This is a genomic window from Piscinibacter defluvii, from assembly GCF_004011805.1.
GTDB classification, from domain to species: Bacteria; Pseudomonadota; Gammaproteobacteria; order Burkholderiales; family Burkholderiaceae_C; genus Piscinibacter; species Piscinibacter defluvii.
The window spans coordinates 1-18,072 of sequence record NZ_RCHJ01000037.1 but is presented as its reverse complement, the minus strand read 5'-3'; the positions used below and the strand labels follow the sequence as shown (position 1 = coordinate 18,072).

The window sequence follows — 18,072 nt, the reverse complement described above, 5'->3', positions numbered from 1 at the left end:
GCACAATTTTGCGGCCACTCGGAGGTTGGTGCAGAGGACCGTTGAAGGCCTGTCGAAAAACAAATGTTTTCCGACAGGCCTTGGCCTAGCGCACGCCCGCCTTGCAGCGTTCTGTGAATAGCGCTTAGTAATGACGGCGTATATACTTTGTTAGTATCAAGTGGCAGGAGGCCCCGATCATGTCAAAACAAGCCGTTTTCACGATGAAGCTGGAGCCTGAGTTGCGCGCCGAGTTTATGGCCGAAGCCGAGGCGGCCCATCGCCCGGCGTCGCAAGTGCTGCGCGAGCTGATGCGCGAGTTCGTTCAGCGCCAGCGCGAGTCGCGCGAGTACGACGAGTTCCTGCGCCGCAAGGTCGAAGCCGGCCGGGCTTCGATGCGCGCTGGATTGGGGCGGTCGAACGATGAAGTTGAGGCCGAATTCGCCGCACGGCGTGCCAGTGTGGCGAGCCAGGCGTGAGGGTTGTTTGGACGCCCGAAGCGCAGCAAGACCGTGCCGATGTGTGGGACTACATCGCAGCCGACAATCCGCGCGCGGCGGCCCGGATGGATGAGATTTTCAGCGACGCGGCCGCCCGCTTGATCCAGCACCCCATGCTGGGCAAGCCGGGAAAGATTCCCGGGACCCGCGAGTTGATCCCGCACGAAAGCTATCGCCTGGTGTATCAGATCGACGGCGAAACGGTGTGGATACTGACGCTGGTTCATACTGCCCGCCTGTGGCCGCCTGTGCGCGATTAAGAGATGATCATGGCAACAATGAAACGGCGCGTTGACAGACTGCTTTCGAGCCAGACCGCGGTCGGCGGCAGGCGGCCAGTTGCGGACGGTCAAGCATCTTCCCGGTAGCGGACGTTCAATAGTGTCTCTGACCTGCTTCGCTCCCTCTATGAAGGGAGGTCGCTGGCCCATCCGCGCACTCACAGCCTGCCAGTAGGCGCAAATTGGCAGCGCTCCGTCCGGCAGCGCACAGACTGCGGCCGTACGTCCGCGTAGGTTCGCTTCAGCAGTTTCGATTCGAAAGTTCAATGTGATTGCTGCGGGCGGTCGTCGCAGTTGCGCGGAGGCGATGATGCACAATCACGGGATCGGCAGATAGGTTCTTCGAAGCTGCAAGAGTTAAAACATTCACACATGAAAGATTGAAATGGATACACGATTATTTGCTTTCGTCGGCGCAGACATTGGCCCTTGGCGGATTGTCAGGGCCGAAACGAGAGTTGGCGAGCCCCTGCCTGAAGCCAAAAGGCTCAACGTCGTATCCGCTTCAGAGTTGCAGTCTGAAACCAATGCACCCTGGATACTTCGTGGAATAACCAGCAATGAACGATATGTCATGCGCGCAGAGAAGAATGAAATTGTAGCGAAGCAGCAAGGTCTGGCGCGCCCAGAAGCAACGTGCGGTGCGCTAATACCGATCCGGAAGAACGCAGCTTGGTGGGAGCTCACGCAAGACGAACGCCGGAGCGTTTTCGAACAGTCGAAGCACGTCCAAATCGGGCTTCAGTATTTGCCTGCAGTAGCGCGCAAGCTCCACCACTGCCGCGACCTCTCAGAGAATGAACCGTTCGATTTTCTGAATTGGTTCGAATACGCGCCAATTCATGAGGTTGAGTTCAACAGGCTGCTTTCCGAACTGCGTGCGTCAGAGGAATGGAAATACGTCGACCGAGAAGTCGATATTCGTCTTACGCAAGCACAGGTCTAACCCGCCGATGAACACGGACCCCCAACAGCGGCGCGTTGCGCCGCCGTTTCGGGCCGGTTATCGGCAACGTAGAACTCTCGGATACAGTTGTTCTGTAATAACTTCTCAAGCCAAATTGATTTTTGGAGTGGATATGGAAATGGAATCAAGAATATTTTCGGTAACAGAATATATTCGTCCGTCTGACGGCGAACCAATTCGTTCAGTGGTTCTGGAAACCAAGGACTCAGCAGTTGTTGTTTGGCATGCCCATCCTGGGCAAGAAATAACCGCTCATGTTCACCCGGACGGCCAAGATACTTGGACGGTTATCTCTGGAGAGGCTGAGTATTACCAAGGAGGCGGCAAAGTCGCTCATCTAAAGGCTGGAGATATTGCCATAGCAAAACCTGGCCAAGTGCATGGCGCTCTAAATACTAGTCCAGTGCCGTTTGTATTTGTCTCAGTGGTTGCATCTGGCAACGCGGGTTTTGCGTTGGCTGAAAAATAGTCTTTCTCAAATGTGTGCCCCAGAGAGTTCTAACCCATCCATCAACACGGACGCTGCGCGATGAAGCCGCGCCGCGCCGGCTAACTCCACGTTGAGCGTCAGCTTTCCATATGTCTGGGGGTCTGCAACGGGTCGGGTGCCGTCGCGTGCGCAGTGTCAAAGCTGACATGACTAATACATGAGATGGGCTGATGCTCGCCGTCCGGTCAGGCAGCTGCCCCCCTGCAGGACTCACAGCAGTTGTATGCCACCCGTCATCCGAGACGTCAGTCGGCCTCATCCAGACCGGAACAATCTGGACGTGACGTCCGGCTGGCATTGCCGTGATCGAAATGGCGGCTAGTGACACGACTGTTGGGTCTACCCCATCGACCGGGCGCGGGACAAGCCACGTTGATCGGCTGACGGAATTTTCGGCGGTTCCGGCTTAGAACCCCATGAACTTGCTCGCCAGCGAACTCTCACCGCGGTGAGAGTCACGGCTGCCCGGGAGGCAGGTGCAGCCAAGATTGGGGCTCCATAAAGCTGCCGCTCGCGAAGACCAGCCATCGGCCAATAGCCGACATCGATTGCTTGTCGCACAGCGGACGGCCAAGCCAGGACTTGCCGCGACATCTACCAGCGCAACACGCGCGGTCCAAGCAAAGCACCAACTGCCGACGGTATCGCAATTCCCGCCGAGTACCAGATGACCACAAACGGCGGGGCCAGTTCCGGGCAGTGTGCGCTGTAGATCAGCGCGCCGACGGCCCCCGAGAGCAACCCGGCCGCCGCGCCCGCGCTTTTCAAGCGCGTCGGCGCAAGTTCTCGCATCGCGAGCAACGTGGCCAACATGATCGGCGCTGCCAACAGCGTGATCAGTGGCGCGCAGACCTTCCACGTGTCACCGAACACGAGATGGGATCGCATCCCGCTCTCAGCCAGAAGCAGGCTGCCTGTGGCAGCGATGACCATTAGTCCAACAGCCAGCGCGAGCGCCCACAGCAACGGCGCAACGCGCGCCCCCGGGCGTGAAAGCCGGGCCACGAGTGGCATGGCCGTTGCGGCAAGAGCAATCACATAGGCTAGCTTCAACCAGAACCGCGGTTCGGCCAACGCAGCACCCAATGCGGGATTGAGATCCATCAGCGCCAGCATCAACAGCGTCGCGGCGGGTGCCGCCAGGCACAGCGCCAACGACAAGCGCGATGCCGGGACATTTCGCACCTCCTGGGACGAACCGGTCGCGAGCATCGCGATCAAAGCATCCGTCTTCATGTTCATGCTCTCCATTTCGCCGCGATCGACTTCAAACCGCGGTGGACATATAGCTTGACGGCCACTTCAGACGTGCCGATCAAAGCAGCCGTCTCGGCCACCGACAAGCCTTCGATCTTGAGATGCAGGATAGCCCTTCGCTGCTTGTCCGGGAGGCCGCCTAACAGCTGGAGCACATCGTGCCGCGCTTCGCTGGCGTGCAGAGCACCGCAATCGCCATTGTGATCTGGCTGCATTGATCCTTCGTCGACTGGCTCCACGATCTTGTGCCCGCGCCGAAGGTAGTCCACGACCTTGTGATGCGCGATCGCTTGCACCCACGCGTCCAGCGGTTTCGCGGGGTCATAGGTGCCGCGCTTGTTGTGGATCGCCAGCAGCGTCTCCTGTACCAGATCCTCGACCTCGCCAGGAGAACGAGGCAGCTGCCTGGCAATGAAGTCGTGCAGCCAATCTGCCAATGCGGCCAGGAAGGCGCGGTAGTCACGCTCGTTGCCGCTGAGCCCTCCGACCAGGTGGGCGAGCGCGTCAGATCTCTGGCCGGCGACACGCCGTGCCGCTAGCGGTTCGAGCGTTGTCGACTCTGACATCAGCGTCATGTTGACACGCGCATCCGGGGTTCGCGCAAATCGCATTTCGGTTACAGCGACCCGCGGAAATTCTGTCTTCGCGCGGGACCCTCGAGTTGAGTCATATCAAATTGCCCGGCGGTCGCAGGCGGATCATGCCCGCACACGCTGCCCCAAAGGGCGGCAGACGAACCAAAGCAAACCACGATCACCAACGAACGAGGACACCTACCATGTCAATGCACTACACGACGACGTTCCTGGCCAGCCTCACCTTCGCGGCTGGCGCATGCGCGCAGGCGACCGCGCCCGCGGCGCCTGCGCAGCCGGCGGCCGCCATGAGGGCTGCTGCACCGGGCGCACCGGTCGACCGCGCCAAGATCCTGGCCGCACCGGGTGTCTTCGGAGCGTTCTCGACTTACAAGATCCGCGCCGACTACTACAGGCTCGCTTCCGCCGAGCGCAGGGGCGCGGCCGAGGAAGTGGCCGCGGTGCTCGAGAAGCACAAGGACAAGGTCATCGCCGACGTCTATCTGACGCGAGGTTTCGAGGCGCAGAGCGATTACTTCATTCGCGTGCACGGGTACGACATGGCCGCCGTGCAGAGCTTCCTGGTTGACTTCCGCGCAACCCGCTTCGGCGTCCATTCGGAGGTCACGGAAAGCCTAGTCGGGATGACCAAACCGCTCAACTACATCACCAAGGAAAAGTCACCCGATCTGAACGCCGGCCTTACCGCGAGCACCTACAACGCCGATCCACCGCGCTTCGCCTTCATGATTCCGGTGAAGAAGAACGCCGACTGGTGGAACCAGTCCGATGCGCAACGGCTAAAGGACATGGAGCTCCACACGCTGCCCACGTTGGTCAACCTGGTGAACGTGAAGCGCAAGCTCTATCACTCGACCGGTCTCGACGACACCGACTTCATCACCTACTTCGAAACGAACGACCTCGGCGCCTTCAACAACCTGATGCTCGCCTTGGCGAAGGTGCCGGAGAACAAGTTCCACGTGCGGTGGGGCAGTCCCACGGTGATGGGGACCATTCAGAGCTTCGACACCGTCGTCAAGACGCTGTCACTCGTCAACTGACCACAGCGCGATCGAGACCGAACATGGACGTCAGACGCCGCCAGTTCCTCAAAGGCAGCTTGTCGCTTGCTGCCGCCGCCGGAACCCCGTTTGCCCTGACAGCGCCGGCGTTCGGCGCGCTCACTCCACGCCGGGACCGACCATGGGAGGACGGCTATCGCAATGTGCTGAAGGGTGAGCGTGTCGTACGCACGATCAACATGCCCAACTGCACTGGCTCGTGTGCATGGAACGTGTTCGTCAAGGACGGCATCGTGCAGCGCGTCGAGCAGCCGCTGGACTATCCCGACGACGAGTACAACCCCCGCGGATGCATGAAGGGCGCCACCTACCACCGGCGCGTCTACTCGCCCAACCGCGTCAAGTTCCCAATGCGCCGTGTCGGCCCCCGAGGGTCGGGGCAGTGGAAGCGCATCACCTGGGACGAGGCATTCGACTACCTGGCCAGCGAGATCAAGCGAATCTCTGCGAAGTACGGCGCCAATACGGTCTGGGTGTACCCGCCGGTGCCGGCCACCGGCATCGTCAAGCAAGGCGCAGGCTTCCGGTTCGCGTCGGTGAATGGCTTTGGCCTCGGCACCTTCTACAACTGGTATGGCGACCTGCCGCTGGCGCACCCGATCACCTGGAACGTGCAGACCGAGGAGCACGAGTTCAAGGACGTCTTGAACACGAAGTACGCGATCATCTGGGGGTCGGACATCCTGCAGACTCGGATGCCTGACGCGCACTTCTTCCTCGACGCGCGCGCCAAGGGCGTCAAGCTGGTTTACGTCGCGCCCTATTACGACCCAACCGCAACCGCAGTCGACGAGTGGGTGCGCGTCAGGCCGGGCACGGATGGGGCCTTTGCGCTCGGCATGTGCCATGTCGTCGTCAAGCGCGGATTGACCGACGCGAACCACCTGTTGCGGACGACGAGCGGACCGCTCCTGGTGCGCAGCGACAACGGCAAGTATCTCAAGGCGGTGGACGTCGTCTCGGGCGGCGACGCGAAGACCTTCATGGTCCACGACGCAAGCCGGGGAGGCGTGGTGCCTGACGTGTACTTCGCCGGCACACCGTCGCTCACGGGCAGCTGGGACGTTGCGCTGAAGGACGGCCGAACGGTTTCGTGCACGACGTCGCACACCCTGTTGTTGAAGAAGCTGGACGAATACGACCCGCAGACGGTATCGGAGATCACCGGCGTTCCGGCAAAGGACATCGAGCGCATCGCCGTCGAGTACGCGACGACCAAGCCGTCTAGCATCTGGTCTGGTACCGGGATCAACCACTGGTATCACGGCGACCTGATCGGACGGGCGGTGATCGAGCTCGCCTGCCTGACCGGCAACATCGGTGTACATGGCGGTGGCGTCAGCCCCTGGGCCGGGCAGTATCTGATGCGGCTGAACCCGACCGAGTACTTCTTCCCGCGCAAGGATCCGAACAATCCGAACGACCGCTACCGTGCGGTACCGCTGGACACAGCCTACGTCGTGAACGGCCCCACCAAGACGATGGCAGACAAGGACAAGCTGTGGCGGCAGATCCGCTGCATCTGGGCCGCAGGCGGCAACCTGCTCGGCGAGGCATCGGACCAGAGCAATCTGACCCGCAAGGTGTTGCCACAGATCGAGCTGATCGTGTCGCCCGAAATCGAGATGAGCACGACGGCACAGCTGGCCGACATCGTGCTGCCGGTGGTCAGCTGGTTCGAACTGCCCTACGACATTGCCACGACACCGGCGCACCCGTATATCCAGCTGGCGGAAGGCTCGCTCGCGCCGATGTTCGAAGCGAAGACCGATATCGAGATCTATCACGAGATGTGTCGCCGCCTTGGCACGGGTGACATCTTCAAGTTCAACCGTCCCGAGCCGGCCATCGAACTGTTGCTGCAGACGGGTGGCCCGCAAGTCAAGGGCATCACGTTTGAGCGCCTCAAGAAGGAACGCTGCATTCGTGTGAACCTGCCGAGCTCTCCCTATGCATCATTCACCGACGAGATCGCCGGCAAGCACAAGTTCAAGACAGCGTCGGGCCGACAGGAGCTCTACAAGGACGAGGATCGCTTCATCGAGTACGGCGAGACGCTGCCTGTCCACAAGGAGCCGCATATGGCGACGCCTTATGGCACGTCACGTGTGTGGAGCGAGGCGAAGAAGGTGCGCAATCCGCTGTACCAGACCTATCCGATGGTCTATCACGCACGGCACACGCGATGGAGCGTCCACTCGTCGTGGCGAACGACCGACGAAATCCTGAAGCTCGACGACATCGGCCAACCGTTGCTCGAACTCAATCCGGCAGATGCCGTCAAGCGCGGGCTCGTCTCGGGCGATTGGGCCACGGCTTACAACCAGAACGGCTATGTGAAGGCAAAGGTCAAGCTCCGCGAGTCGGTACCGCCGGGTGCCGTACTCATCTACTTCGGTTGGCAACGCGACCAGATCCGCGAGGGTCATTGGAACGCGCTGACGCACAACGACATCAACCCGATCCACGAGATCTACTTCATCCCCAACGTCTGGGGCCCGGTGTCAGGTCACTTCGATCAGTTGTGCGAAGTGAAGAAGGCCTAACGAGGAGATGACCATGTCGGAAGAACTTTGGCAGAAGTATTACGGCCAACCGAATGCCAAGTACGGCAACAAGGCGCAGTACGGGATGCTGCTCGACATCAACAAGTGCATCGGCTGCCACACATGCACGATGTCCTGCAAGCAGACGTGGACCAGCGGCCCGGGCCAGGAGAACATGTACTGGAACAGCGTGGCGACTCAGCCCTACGGAAAGTACCCGCGCAAGAACGGCAGCAAGAACCCGTCGGACTGGGACTACCGCTTCTCCAATCTCTACCAGGACGTGCCGAAGGGCAAGTTCCCGAAGATGTGGCAGTTCTATCTTGCTCGGCCCTGCAATCACTGCGCCAACCCTGCATGCCTGCCCGCTTGTCCGACGCGGTCGATCTACAAGAACGAGGACGGCATCGTCCTGATCGATCAGGACACCTGTGAAGGCTTTCAGAACTGCGTCAAGGCCTGCCCGTACGACAAGATCTACTACAACCCGGTGACCAAGAAGTCGCAGAAGTGCATCTTCTGCTTCCCGTTGCTCGAGAAGGGGCAGGAACCGCAGTGCGTGAAGACCTGCGTCGGGAAGATCCGCATCTTCGGCAACCTGATGGATCCCAACAGCACGATCTCCAAGATGATTCGGGATCCATCGCTTGGCGTGAAGCCGTATGACCCCGAGACCGGTCTCGGCGCGACCCATCGGGTGATGAACACGCAGCCGCGCCGGCAGTATCGGCCTGACTTCGGAACAGTTCCGTCGGTCTGGTACATCCCGCCGAAGAACGTGCCCCCCGAAGAGATCGAGAAGTACTTCGGCAATGCCATGGGCGGACTGCTCGACGAGCCTCACCATGTCGCGGCCCCCATCAAGATGAAAGACGTCTGAAGACTCCACGGGACTCATCACCATGAACGTCGCTCGCGAACCGATCGCCACGATTGCTGGCGCGCTGCCCGTCACCCAGAGGGCGCAGCTGTACCACTTCTTCGAACTGGCACTCGCCCACCCTGGCGAGGACGGATTCGACTACTTCGCACAGGCAGCCACGGCAGACGATTTCCTGCTTCGCTTCAACGCGGTGGTGGTCACGCTGCCGGAGATCGCTGCCCACGCCGCAGGTGCGGCGACGCGCTACTTCGAAGGGCTTCGCAGCCTTGGGTTCGAGGCGGCGGAGGCGGCGTACATCTCCCTGTTCGTCAACAACTATCCGCACCTGCCCTGCCCACCCTATGCATCGCTGTTCATCGCGAGCGACAGCGACAAACGGCTCACCGAGATGCTGGAGATCAAGCAGTTCTACCAAGAGCACGGCGTCGATATGGCCGAGACGTACGACGATTTGCCCGATCACCTGTGTGTCGAGCTCGAGTTCCTGCAGGTGTTGAGTTTCCGCGAGGGGGACGCAGCGCTGCGGGGCGATCTCGAGTTGCTGAACGGCTTGCGCCAGACGCAGGCTCAATTCATCGATCGTTTCGCGCTGGCATTCATCGAGCGCTTGGCAGACATCGCCGTGCAGACGGTCGCCGACAACCCATACAGCCACCTGCTCGATGCGCTGCGCTGCATGGTGCTGGCGCACCGGCGACAGCTGGCGGCGAGCGATCCCGGGAGCACATCATGAGGCGGAACTTTCTGAGGACGGCGATCGCCATTTCGCTCGCACTGCCGGCTGTTGCAGTTCTCGCCGCAACGGCGGGTGCCGGCGGTGAGGGCGCACGGCCAGCAAAGGCGACATCGGCGCCTGTCAACAGGTCAGCCGCTGTTCCGCACTTCGCGCCAACCGGCAAGGCGCCCAGTGCCGCACGCGGCGAGGCCATCTTCGTCGACCATTGCGCGTTGTGCCACGGCCTGCATGGTCGAGGCGATGGCCCGCGGTCGGCGTTCTTCCAGCCCGGTGCGCAATTCATTCCTGACTTCGCCGCCTCGGGATACTTGGCGGGCCGTGACGAGGAGGTGCTGCAGAGCATTCGCAACGGCCTGGCTCGACTGCCCGAGCCGGCGATCGTGATGCCGCAGTTCAAGTACATCCTCTCCGACGAGGAGATCCGCAGCGTTCTGATGTATGCCAAGAAGCTCGCGGTCAAGCCCGCCCGAGCGGCAGCCACATCGGCCGAGCCTGTCCTTGCGGGGGCCATGTCCACAGGCAGCGGCAATGTGCCGGGTTTCGGTGAGGGCGGAGAGGCCTTGGCGAAGAAGTACAACTGCCTGGCCTGTCACCAGGCTGGCCAGAAGGTTGTTGGTCCGTCTTACCGCGATGTGGCCGCACGGTATCGCGGCCAGACAGGCGCAGCCTCGAAGCTCGCCGAGAAGATTCGCAAGGGCGGCACAGGAGTCTGGGGCGACGTGCCAATGCCACCAAGTGCGGACGTGAGCGAGGGCGACTTGAAGAGGATCGTCGAGTGGATCCTGTCGATCGGCCAGCAAGGAAGCTGAGACGACGGTTGCCAATGCGGAGCTCCGGCCACCGATACTTGCACCGTGGGTAGGCGAGTCTTCATTTGCCTATGACCGCTTCTCGACCGTCAATAGTCTGCACAGGGTCGATTCCGGGCGACCGTCCCGGCGATCTGCCTGCCGAATACCGGTCGCTGACCGACGATCGGGCATAGGCACGATGCGGGTGGCGGCGTCAGTTCGCGCCGAACTCGCCGCCCAGGATCGCGATGATGTCTTGGCGCTCGCCCAGCAGTCGGACCACGTCCAGATGGCCCCCTCGCTCGAAGTAGCACCACAGCAGCGGAAACTTCCCCACCCGCCAGGTCCGCAGCCCCGGTATTCCGAGCAACTTCCCGAGCCTCGGCGAGCCGATGCCCGGTTCGAGTTCGATCTGGTCGAGCGCCTTGTTGGTGTCCCTGGCCACTTTCACCGCAAGGCGGGTGCCGCCCTCCTTGCGGTAGTACCGCACCTCGCCCTGCTGATCGCGCAGCGCCTGTGGGCGCAGAACCGCCGGCTTCAATCGATCTCGCCGCGAGCAATCGCCAGCAGTTCCTTCTCGTCGGCCTTGGTGCGACGCCGACCGGGCCCGGAAGCCAGCCCTTCTTCGATGAGATCGCGCAGGCGCTTCTTGGCCTGCTCTTCCTGATCACGCCGGACCAGATCACGGATGTACTCACTGGTGTTGCCGTAGTTGCCCGCGGCCACCCGGTTGTCGATGTACTCGCGCATCGATTCGGGCAAGGCAAAGCTCATGGTTTGGCGGCTCATGCACGAATCTTGGGCCACTTGACAACGGTTGTCAACTACGTTGGCCGACATCTTGCCCGTTCGAGGGATGCTGCTGCGGGTCTCGTCACGACGCCGACCGATCTGCCTGGCCCGGCGCGCGCTGGATCAGTGCCGCGGCGAACTTGTCGACGCCGAATCTCATCGTGCCGCGGAAATTGATGTGGGAGAAGTGCGCCGGCCCCATGCGGCGCAGCCAGTCGTCTTCGACGGCGATCCCGTCGCGTTTGAGCCGCTCGACCACCTCGTGCATCCGTGCGGTGTTCCAGGCCAGCACGATGTTCGTCAGCAGGGCGTGCGAGCCGGAGATCGCCTTCATCTCGTCGCGCCGCCTGCCTCGCTCGGGCGCCACCTTGCCGGAGTACACCGCGCGCTGAAGCTGATGCACCGACTCGCCGCGGTTCAGCAGGGTGTGGATCTCGCGCCGGAAGTCCTCGATGGCGATGTAGTCGCACAGAAACACGGTGCGCAGCAACCTGCCCAGGTGCTCTGCGGCCCGGTGTAGCGGATCGCCCTGGGCGGCCGACCCGAAACGCTGCAACGCGAGCGTCGCGGAGACACGGCCCGATCGGATCGAGGCCGCCAGTCGCAACAACTCGTCCCAGCCGCGCTCGATGGCGGCCATGGAGACGCGCCTGACGGTGACGGCCTCCAGGCCCTCGGGCACGTTGAAGCCTCGCGGCAGGTAGAGCTTTCGCTCGGCCAGGTCCCGCAGCCGCGGACACAGATCGAAGCCCAGCAGCTTGGCGATGGCCATCGCCGGATTCGTATAGCCGTGGGTGTCGACCGCGAGCAAGGAGATCCGGATCCGATCCGCCGCGCTGTTGTGCTGCTCGATGCCCTCGATGGCGACGCCGGCCTGGCGCTCGTTCAGCACGATCGGTTGGTCGTACACGATGCCCCATCGGTCACGCACGTGGGTGTACAGGCCGGCGGCATAGGTGCGCCTGCGTGGATCGACACGGGCGTTCCACAGGTGGCGGGAGGCGTCCAGCGACATCATGTCGGCCGAGGCCTTGTCACCGTCGCCCCAGAGAGCCGCGATCGGGATCCTGCTCTGGAACTCGGCCACGCGCTCGTTGGCGCGTCGCAGCCGTCCGCCGCCCTCCAGCGCACGCATGGCCACCGTGACCTGCGCTGGCTCGAGCCCGGGGATCATCGAGGCGACGCCCCTGGCGTCGGCATCGGTGCCATGAGCCAGCAGGGCGCCGTACAGAGCCACGAGCTCGCCCGGGGACTGCGCGCGGTGGCCCAGCAGCGCTTCGCTGTACCCGGTGGCGGCATCCACCTCCAGCAACAGGTCCGGGAACTGCACGCTGCCGATGAACTTGTAGATGGTCTCGCGGGTGCGGACCGGCTCGGATTGATCGGCCAGTGACGTCATCGCCGGCAGGTGCAGCATGCCGTCGGCACGGATCTCGATCTTGCCGCGTCGCTGCGCCTCGGCCACGGCGGACATGCCGGCCACGAGGTTGGCCAGCAAGGGCTCCAGGAACTCGGCCGCCGACGTGGGCATCCCGAGCAGCTCGACCTGTTCGTCGCGCTGCACAGCCCATTGCGCCGGCGGGATGAGCATCTGGTCTCGCTCCCGGAAGCTCAACGAGTGGTGCAGCCAGACGCTGCCGCGACGCAGGCTCTTGCGCAACGACACCATCGTGCAGGCCTCGTAGGCCCGGTAACCCGTGCGCGGGTCCTGGTCGCGAACCAGGCCATGCCAAGCCGCACCCACATCAGGGATCGGTAGGTCTTCCTTGAGCTCGCTCGCTCCCAGGCGCTGCAATTCGGCCCACGCCTTCCATTGCTCGAAGCCCGGATCACCATCCCGTCCACCGAAGTCCAGATCCTTCAGTGCCGCCAGGCAGGCGTGCACGCGCTGGCCGTCTTCGGTCAGAGCCTTGCGCACCTGCGATACGAAGCTGCCGCCTGCGGTCTCGGCCAGTTCAGCGAGGAGTTCCCTGGCCTCGATGACGCGGGATTGCCAGGTCTTGGATTCGTCGTGGAGAACGGCTCGCGCCTTGGCAGCTTGCTGCACGAGGCTCGTCGTGCTACGAGCACGGTTCGACTGGGCCTTATCCGCTGCCTCGCGGAACAGTTGCTGGCTGCGTCGGCTGGACTGCAGCAGCGCCACGTCGGTGAGTTCGAGCAGGGTCACCCGCAGGAAGCAGACCAGCTCGATCAGCTGGCGCGACGGCTTGATGTCCCGCATCTTCACGGGGCGCCGGGCCTGGACCTGCCGGGCGTAGGCCTGCTGCTTGGCCAGCGACACGGCACTCAGGTTCCAGTCGTGGGCACCCAGCGCCTTGAGGTAGCGGACCTTTTCGAGGGTCTCGGCAAGGGTGCTGGGGCCGTGACGCTTCGAAGGCGTCTTCAGCCACTTCAGGTGCGTGTTGTCACCGCCGGGGCGGGCGCTGTAGGCGGAGCCGATCACCCGGCTGGCAGCGGACGGCGGCACGGCGGCGTTCACTTCGATGAGGATCTGCGCCTCAACCGTCGCAAACGCTCCTCTGGCCCAATCCTGAAGGCGGCGTGCGCCGGGGATCAGGATGCGGCGCGTGAACAGCCACTGGCAGGCTGATCGGATCAGGTCGTCGGAGTGGGAGGCATCGGCAGCCTGGGCCAACAGCGCGGCCGTCAGCGCGGCTTCGTCGTCGGGCTCAAGTTCGCGCAGGCCGAGGTAGGTCTTGGCCCAGAGCTGGTGCTTGGAGAGTGTCTGGCGCCGTTTGTAGATCGAGCGCAGGCTGGCGATGGACGGTGGAGATACCGCCAGCGCCTCGGCGGTCTTTCGCAGGAGGCTTCGAGGCAGCACGTTGAAGCCGTCCAGCGGTCGGCCGGCCACCCGCATGAAGAGCAGCATCAACGCGGCAGGTAGGCGATGGTCGCTGCGGAATTGCGCCCGGATCGCCGCAACGTCATCCGAGAGCAGCGTGAAGAACTGCTCCAGGTCGAACTCGCTCAGGCGAGCCGGTAAGGCCTCCTGGCCAACGAAGCGGAGGGCGAACGCGGGCATGGCATCGGGCGGCGACAGGTGGACGGTCAATGTACCCCGCGGCCGCCGTTGGCTCAGTTTGCCGGCCCTGCGGCGGAGCAATCACCGGCCGGAAGCACGCATGGATGCTGGGTTTCGAGCGAAAGCGCACCAATCCGCACGAAAAGTACGATCACCCCGAGCCCAGCGACAACAACTCCCCTCCTGGAACACCTCTCAGCGCGACAACACAACGCTGCACTACAAGGTGCCTGGAAATTGAGAGGCTTTCTGTCGCCAACCGCGCGTGCGCAAGCTGCCAGCCTCAGGTCAACGGCCGTACAAGCGGCAGGACGGATTCAGGTGGCGCGCCACCATCGACGGCCAGCCAGCCGCGCACGTCGACATCGCCGAACAGCACCCACACGCGCCCGTCTCGAGCTGGCGCCGCGGTCGCAAGGCCGGACACCTTGGCGTGTGATCCGCTGGCCCCGCCGGGTAGCAGCGCCGCGCTCGGCGCTTCCAGCCGCTCGGCGCCCGCAGCGCGCAGGCGTCGCGCGGCCGCCTGGCAGACGGTGTAGCTCGTCGCCCCTCCCTGAAGCACCGACGTGGGAAGAGCCGGCGTCACGAACCCGTCTTCCGGCAGCTCGACAGCCCAGAGCGATCGCCGCACCCCGGCCAGGTCCGCCGCATCGGTGATGCCCTCGTGCCGCAGGAACTCCGCCCAGGCGCCCGTGGGCGTGTCGGCGAAGTAGTTCGCCGGCCCCTCTCCCGCTCCATGCCAACGCGCTTCGGGCTGCGCCGACGACAGCCACAAGAAACCGAATCGGGAATCGCAGTGCCGGAAGCCGATGCGCGCACTCATGCGGCGAGCGGCTGCGCGCCGGACAGCACTGATGCCAGGGCGCGCACGCGCGTGGCCCCCGCGTCGTCGGGCGTCCAAGAAGCGCCCAGCACTTGGCGCGGGCTCTTGCCGTCGAGCTGGTTGCGCGGCCGCTCGAACCAGCGGCGGATGCCGAAGTCGTTGTAGCCGCCGGCCAGGTCGGCCACCACCATCGCCAGCCAGTGCAGCCGCGCGGCCACGTCGTCGGGCGTGGCGCGCTCGCCGCTGGCGTAGCGCCGCAGCGAGCTGGCGCCGACGCCGAGCAGTTCGACCAGGAGGTCGTCGCCAAACACCCCGCGCATGGACGGCCACTCGGTGCTCGGCGTGGCCGACGCTTCGAGCGCGTCGTTCAGGCGGACCAGACCCTCGGCCACGCGCCGCTGCGTGGCCTCGTCGATCGCCTTGGCCGGCTCGTCGGCCAGCGGCGCCAAGATGAGGCCGGCGTTCGCCCCGATGCCGTGGCGCTGCAGCGCTGTGGCCAAGCGCTTGACCACGGCACCGTCGAGCCGAGTCACGGGCTTGCCGCCCAGGACGCCCATCGCCACGCTGCGCGTCAGCAGCGCGGCCAGTGTGGCGCCGAGGGTTGGGCCCCAGGGCGGGAGTGCTTCGGGAGTAATTCGGATTTCGAGCATGACCCAATGATACTCCACCGCTCCAAACGGCAACGGGCGGCCATCTGCCGCTGCGTAGGGGTCGAAGCTGAGCAGTGGCCTAATGCTTGCCTACGCCAAGGGTTCTCAGAAAATAGGGTCGCCGTGGCTCGGTGAGCTCATCATGTCCCATCACTTCATTCCTGACGCCCCACCCACAGCCCCTGCGCACTTGCGACTGAAGGATCTTGCGCGACGATTTCCACTCGTATTTGGCGACGCCGTCTGCAAGCCACTCAAGAAGGGCATTCGCAATGACATCGTCGCGGCCCTCAATGGACAGTTCAGCGACAAGTCAGTGCGACGCGCCATCGGGTTCTTCACCAGCAGCCAGCGCTACCTGGAGGCGGTCCAACTCGGCGGGCCTCGGTATGGGCTTGATGGCGAACCGTGCGGGGAAGTCAGCGCCGAAGAAAGCGCGCACGCGGCGCGTTCGCTAGAGGCCAAGAAGCAAAGCCGTGAGGATCGGTGGAACCGCTCTCGGCTGGTGAAGAAGGTCGAGGCGAGCGGCCTGTCGCCACGCCACTACATGCAACGCGAACGACTCGACGAGCGCACCTTTCAATCGAACTACGCGAAGGGTCTGAACGAACGAGCTGAGCGTCGCGCACGACGCGCCGCGCTGGTTGCTTCCTTCGATGCAAGCGGCCTGACAATCGAGGAGTTTGTCGAGAGGAGCCGCGGCCGCTATCGCGCCGACAAACTCGCGCGAGCCATCGAAAAGGTTCGCGCAATGACTCCGCAGGCGGAGACTGGCCAAGCGCGCGCCGAGCCAACTTAGAAGCGTGCACTGCTCAACGAATGTGCTACTCCGCCCGCATCATCGCCGACTATCGCAAGTACGTCCGAATGTTCGGCGCACAGTTGTCCATCAAGGAATTCGTCGACCTCTTCTGGCACCGTCGTGCCGACGCTGGCCTGCGCATTCCCAAGGCGATGGAAGCGCCGTTCCTCGATGCGACTGCCGGCGACGAGGCACAGATCCGCAGTTCGATCGAAGGATTCATTGCCGACCAGAAGTACCGCTACGAGGAAGAGCTGTTCAAGCAGCGCGCTCGGCTCTCCGCAGCGCAACGCAAGCTCGCCGTGAAGCCAACCAAGGGCGCGGCGGAGAGCGAGCGCATCGCGACGTCGAAGATCGAATGGAGCCTGGGCAAGTTGAATGATCTGCGCCGCACCGAACCGCTCGATCGCGACGCTCGCATCTTTCCGGGCTGGTACGCGCTGGTGATGATCGAGGAAGAAGGTCAGCGCGTTGTGAAGCCGATGCGATACCAGTGCAGGCCCGCTGGCAAGCCTGCCTTCTACGACACCAAGTACCCAGGCACCTACAACGCCCGGCGTGACAACCTCACCGGCTTCTGGAAGGAGCAATTCGGCCACACGCATGGCGTCATGCTGGCGACCGCCTTCTTCGAGAACGTCGCCCGTCACAAGTCAGAGCACCGCGACCTCGGCCCCGGAGAGGAAGAAGAGAACCTGGTGCTGGAGTTTCGGCCGCGCCCCGAACAGGAGATGCTCGTGGCCTGCCTGTGGTCCCGTTGGAGCGCTGAGGGCCAGCCTGACCTCTTGTCCTTCGCAGCCATCACCGATGAGCCGCCAGCAGAGGTGGCCGCTGCCGGCCATGACCGCTGCATCGTGCCGCTCCGACGCGAGAACCTCGATGCGTGGCTGCGACCTGACCCACGCAATCTCGAAGCGCAGTTCGCGATCATCGACGATCGCGAGCGACCGTATTACGAGCATCGCATGGCCGCGTAGTGTGAGAAGCCTGAATTGCAGTCGCAGGCTCGAACCCTTCTAGAGCCCGCTTCTCTCTACGTCACAATCACCCGCATGCCCAACATCGCAACTGTGCTGAAGGCCGAGATCGTTCGACTCGCTCGCAAGGAATTGCGAAACGAAGTCCAGGCCTTGAAGAAGACCCTGACGTCCGCCCGCTCAGAGATCGGTGCGCTCAAACACCGCGTTAGCGAACTTGAGAAAGCGATCAAGGCCGCTGCACGCGCATCGGCCAAGCGCGCGCCAGTCGGTGCCGCTTCGCCCGTAGAGGAGAACGGCGGTGAGTCCGGTGGCAACTTCCGTTTTCGTGCAGGCGGCCTGGCCAGCAACCGCAAGCGACTCGGTTTGTCGGCCGCCGACTTCGGGCTGCTCGTTGGGGCCACCGGGCAGAGCGTCTACGCCTGGGAAGCTCGCAAGTCCAAGCCCAGCGGCAAGAGCTTGCAGGCCATCGCGGCTCTGCGCGGCATTGGCAAGCGCGAGGCAGCTCGCCGCCTGGCTGAGTTGAAGGAAGCCGCGTAGTCGGTTTTAACGATGACTTCCACCGATCATCAGCGACGCCTTGCCCACGAACAAGCGCTGGCCAGCTCGCGCATCGAGGGCCATGTTCCGACCGCCGAGTTCCTGGCCGACTGCGAAGCGGTGATCGCCGGCACCATGACCCGCGAAGAGGCCCGCGCTGCCAGCCTCGCCCGGGCGCTGTCCAACGATCGAGCAGCCCGAGATCTGGCTGCGGCGGAAGGCGCAAGCCGACTGGACCCCTGAAGGCCTCCAACCGGAGGTCCGCTGGCGGAGCGGGAGTTCTCATGCGTCGCCGGGCGTCCGACCGTGTGAGTCTCGTAAGCAATGGGATGGACGCCCCCACCTGACGACGGCATCGAAGTGCCACAGTGGATGT

The 18,072-nt window shown here is 63.5% G+C and carries 20 protein-coding genes; 13 read left to right on the top strand and 7 right to left on the bottom strand.

What is annotated here, in order from left to right; translation table 11 throughout:
- Positions 1–179: 179 nt before the first annotated feature.
- From D9C15_RS31450 to D9C15_RS31435, 4 genes are all read left to right on the top strand, one after another.
- Positions 180–458, top strand: a complete 279-nt coding sequence (locus tag D9C15_RS31450) for a hypothetical protein (RefSeq protein ID WP_011342941.1) — start codon at positions 180–182, stop codon at positions 456–458.
- Complete coding sequence (locus D9C15_RS31445; RefSeq protein WP_011342942.1) at positions 455–739, top strand: type II toxin-antitoxin system RelE/ParE family toxin; 285 nt, start codon at positions 455–457, stop codon at positions 737–739. Before D9C15_RS31450 ends, D9C15_RS31445 begins: the two co-directional genes overlap by 4 nt.
- A gap of 406 nt (positions 740–1,145) precedes the next feature.
- Positions 1,146–1,706 carry a chlorite dismutase family protein gene (locus D9C15_RS31440; protein WP_011514928.1) on the top strand — a complete coding sequence of 187 codons (561 nt, stop codon included), beginning with the start codon at positions 1,146–1,148 and terminating at the stop codon, positions 1,704–1,706.
- Positions 1,707–1,713: 7 nt separating this feature from the next.
- A complete protein-coding gene (locus D9C15_RS31435; protein ID WP_011514927.1) occupies positions 1,714–2,196 on the top strand; it encodes a cupin domain-containing protein in 483 nt (160 codons plus the stop codon).
- Positions 2,197–2,811: 615 nt separating this feature from the next.
- Here the strand turns inward: D9C15_RS31435 and D9C15_RS31430 are convergent.
- A complete protein-coding gene (locus D9C15_RS31430; protein ID WP_205854962.1) occupies positions 2,812–3,459 on the bottom strand; it encodes an NrsF family protein in 648 nt (215 codons plus the stop codon).
- A complete protein-coding gene (locus D9C15_RS31425; protein ID WP_240668670.1) occupies positions 3,456–4,049 on the bottom strand; it encodes a sigma-70 family RNA polymerase sigma factor in 594 nt (197 codons plus the stop codon). Before D9C15_RS31425 ends, D9C15_RS31430 begins: the two co-directional genes overlap by 4 nt.
- 203 nt (positions 4,050–4,252) lie before the next feature.
- Here D9C15_RS31425 and D9C15_RS31420 point away from each other — a divergent pair, with 203 nt between their 5' ends.
- From D9C15_RS31420 to D9C15_RS31400, 5 genes are read left to right on the top strand one after another with little or no spacing between them, the layout of a single operon-like run.
- Entirely contained in the window at positions 4,253–5,113 is an 861-nt protein-coding gene (locus tag D9C15_RS31420; RefSeq protein ID WP_240668669.1) for a chlorite dismutase family protein, read from the top strand.
- A gap of 23 nt (positions 5,114–5,136) precedes the next feature.
- A complete protein-coding gene (locus D9C15_RS31415; RefSeq protein WP_128003428.1) occupies positions 5,137–7,680 on the top strand; it encodes a molybdopterin-dependent oxidoreductase in 2,544 nt (847 codons plus the stop codon).
- A 13-nt stretch (positions 7,681–7,693) separates the two neighbouring features.
- Positions 7,694–8,560: a 4Fe-4S dicluster domain-containing protein gene (locus D9C15_RS31410; RefSeq protein ID WP_164886940.1), complete on the top strand. Its 867-nt coding sequence runs from the start codon at positions 7,694–7,696 to the stop codon at positions 8,558–8,560.
- A 22-nt stretch (positions 8,561–8,582) separates the two neighbouring features.
- On the top strand, positions 8,583–9,296 hold the full coding sequence (locus tag D9C15_RS31405; protein ID WP_128003426.1) for a TorD/DmsD family molecular chaperone: 714 nt from the start codon (positions 8,583–8,585) through the stop codon (positions 9,294–9,296).
- The gene (locus D9C15_RS31400; RefSeq protein ID WP_128003425.1) at positions 9,293–10,108 is read left to right on the top strand and encodes a c-type cytochrome; all 816 of its coding nucleotides are present in this window, start codon (positions 9,293–9,295) and stop codon (positions 10,106–10,108) included. Before D9C15_RS31405 ends, D9C15_RS31400 begins: the two co-directional genes overlap by 4 nt.
- Before the next feature lie 196 nt (positions 10,109–10,304).
- Here the strand turns inward: D9C15_RS31400 and D9C15_RS31395 are convergent, their stop codons facing one another.
- The 5 genes from D9C15_RS31395 to D9C15_RS31375 form a co-directional block, all read right to left on the bottom strand.
- Positions 10,305–10,631, bottom strand: a complete 327-nt coding sequence (locus D9C15_RS31395) for a type II toxin-antitoxin system RelE/ParE family toxin (protein ID WP_128003424.1) — start codon at positions 10,629–10,631, stop codon at positions 10,305–10,307.
- Positions 10,628–10,879, bottom strand: a complete 252-nt coding sequence (locus D9C15_RS31390; protein WP_011804706.1) for a type II toxin-antitoxin system ParD family antitoxin — start codon at positions 10,877–10,879, stop codon at positions 10,628–10,630. Before D9C15_RS31390 ends, D9C15_RS31395 begins: the two co-directional genes overlap by 4 nt.
- A gap of 85 nt (positions 10,880–10,964) precedes the next feature.
- Positions 10,965–13,904 (bottom strand): Tn3 family transposase, encoded by a 2,940-nt coding sequence (locus tag D9C15_RS31385; RefSeq protein WP_128003437.1) that lies wholly within the window; start codon positions 13,902–13,904, stop codon positions 10,965–10,967.
- A gap of 283 nt (positions 13,905–14,187) precedes the next feature.
- Positions 14,188–14,727 (bottom strand): RES domain-containing protein, encoded by a 540-nt coding sequence (locus D9C15_RS31380; RefSeq protein ID WP_128003423.1) that lies wholly within the window; start codon positions 14,725–14,727, stop codon positions 14,188–14,190.
- On the bottom strand, positions 14,724–15,377 hold the full coding sequence (locus tag D9C15_RS31375) for a hypothetical protein (RefSeq protein WP_128003422.1): 654 nt from the start codon (positions 15,375–15,377) through the stop codon (positions 14,724–14,726). Before D9C15_RS31375 ends, D9C15_RS31380 begins: the two co-directional genes overlap by 4 nt.
- A gap of 82 nt (positions 15,378–15,459) precedes the next feature.
- Here D9C15_RS31375 and D9C15_RS31370 point away from each other — a divergent pair, with 82 nt between their 5' ends.
- The 4 genes from D9C15_RS31370 (at position 15,460) to D9C15_RS31355 (ending at position 17,939) form a co-directional block, all read left to right on the top strand.
- Positions 15,460–16,176 (top strand): ProQ/FINO family protein, encoded by a 717-nt coding sequence (locus tag D9C15_RS31370; protein ID WP_128003421.1) that lies wholly within the window; start codon positions 15,460–15,462, stop codon positions 16,174–16,176.
- A gap of 20 nt (positions 16,177–16,196) precedes the next feature.
- Positions 16,197–17,156, top strand: a complete 960-nt coding sequence (locus D9C15_RS31365) for an SOS response-associated peptidase family protein (protein ID WP_128003420.1) — start codon at positions 16,197–16,199, stop codon at positions 17,154–17,156.
- Positions 17,157–17,231: 75 nt separating this feature from the next.
- Positions 17,232–17,696 (top strand): helix-turn-helix domain-containing protein, encoded by a 465-nt coding sequence (locus D9C15_RS31360; protein ID WP_128003419.1) that lies wholly within the window; start codon positions 17,232–17,234, stop codon positions 17,694–17,696.
- A gap of 12 nt (positions 17,697–17,708) precedes the next feature.
- Complete coding sequence (locus tag D9C15_RS31355; RefSeq protein ID WP_128003418.1) at positions 17,709–17,939, top strand: antitoxin VbhA family protein; 231 nt, start codon at positions 17,709–17,711, stop codon at positions 17,937–17,939.
- Positions 17,940–18,072 lie beyond the last annotated feature (133 nt).